This window comes from Providencia sp. PROV189 (genome assembly GCF_028480065.1).
GTDB lineage: Bacteria > Pseudomonadota > Gammaproteobacteria > Enterobacterales > Enterobacteriaceae > Providencia > Providencia stuartii.
The window spans coordinates 1-1374 of record NZ_JAMPOG010000060.1 but is presented as its reverse complement, the minus strand read 5'-3'; the positions used below and the strand labels follow the sequence as shown (position 1 = coordinate 1374).

Below are 1374 nucleotides of genomic sequence, written 5' to 3'. Positions count from 1 at the left end.
TCAGCGCATGACGGCGGACGGATTACCTGTCAGCATTTCACACATCAGTAAGATGGAAGATACTGTTTCTGTTTTATTACCTTATATGCCCCGTTTACTGGAAAACGGGCTGGGAAGACCCCAAATTGAGCAATTATTGTCCGTGCGTTCGACATTAAAACGGGTAGCGGATTCGTTTCTTTTTCAGTATGACGGGCCGGATCCAGCCTGTGATTTTCTGGGATGTTTTGAAAGGACATGCACAGAAATAGATAACCATGATGTTTTTGATTATGACGTGTTTCTGGATGAACTGATTGGCCGGCTACTGAGGGAGTGTTCTGTTGCCGGTGTGGATTATGAACGTTGGGTATTTGAATTGAAGGTCAATAAAGGCAGACGCAGCACAAAGCCGGAATGGCCTGCGCCGGTGGAGAGTGAGGGTGATACAACAACCGCGCATTCAGAAACCGTACCTACCGGTATGACCTCCGGTTTTTCGGCAGAGGATTTGTTAACGGAGCCCCTATCTTCTGGTTCAGGTCAGGAGGCTTCAGTATCTCCTGTCGTTGAAAAGAAAAAATCCCGTCCGGTTGTGGAGATCCAGACGGATTTATACGGCGGGGCACCTGTGCTGAGCGGGGATACCGACGAGGCGGATATTGAGCCTGTCGATGGCGGAAGTCTGTTTGTCACGAATAACCCGGAGCATGTCACACCGGTGGAGGCGCCCGTCTCCGGTCATGCGGTGACGGCACTGACGTGTCAGGATCTCTGGCCGGTGGCATCACATCTGGATGATATTGAACATCTTCAGACGCAAATTTACCGTACTTTGTTTGAATTAGGGAATGAGCTGGATTTATCTTCCGCCTTTATGGCGGCTTCCGGGGTGCATTCTCCGGGATTTATTACGTTGTCAGCACATTCGGTGCTGGGGCGTGTGATGACGGTTTTCTCAGAACCTGATGAGTCCCATGATGATATTCCGGATGCCCTCAGAGCCCTGCTGACGGGGGGATATCAGCCCGGTATGTCGCCGGTATTGAATGATACCCAGTTTATGACATGGATGAAACTGATGTACTTGTTGCGTTGTTTGTATGCCAAACAAAGAGATGTTGATCCGGATGTGAATGATGAAGAGGAATGGGAATAAAAGCACCGCCTTATCGCCGGAGGCGCTGGCGTGTTATCTGCCCCTGAACCAGGGGCGGGCAAAGACCGGTTATGAGCAGGAAGTGATACAGCGCCTGATGGATATCTGCCGGTTATTCCGGGCCGGGAGCCGGAAATATGAGCATGATAAGGTTTTCCGGTTTTCTGTCCGTCCACCGGAAAATCAGGATGCGGACTGGTGGCGGTTGGTGTTGTTCAGTGCGGAAATTTGCCGTT

The 1374-nt window shown here is 50.6% G+C and carries 1 protein-coding gene and 1 pseudogene; both read left to right on the top strand.

The annotated features are described in order from the left end of the window. The coding region (locus PR833_RS19880; RefSeq protein ID WP_272526460.1) for a chromosome partitioning protein ParB at window positions 1-1138 on the top strand (1138 nt) is incomplete at its 5' end. After that, window positions 1116-1374, top strand: a pseudogene (locus PR833_RS19875) (hypothetical protein); the annotation flags it as partial. The gene PR833_RS19880 and the pseudogene PR833_RS19875, both read left to right, overlap by 23 nt.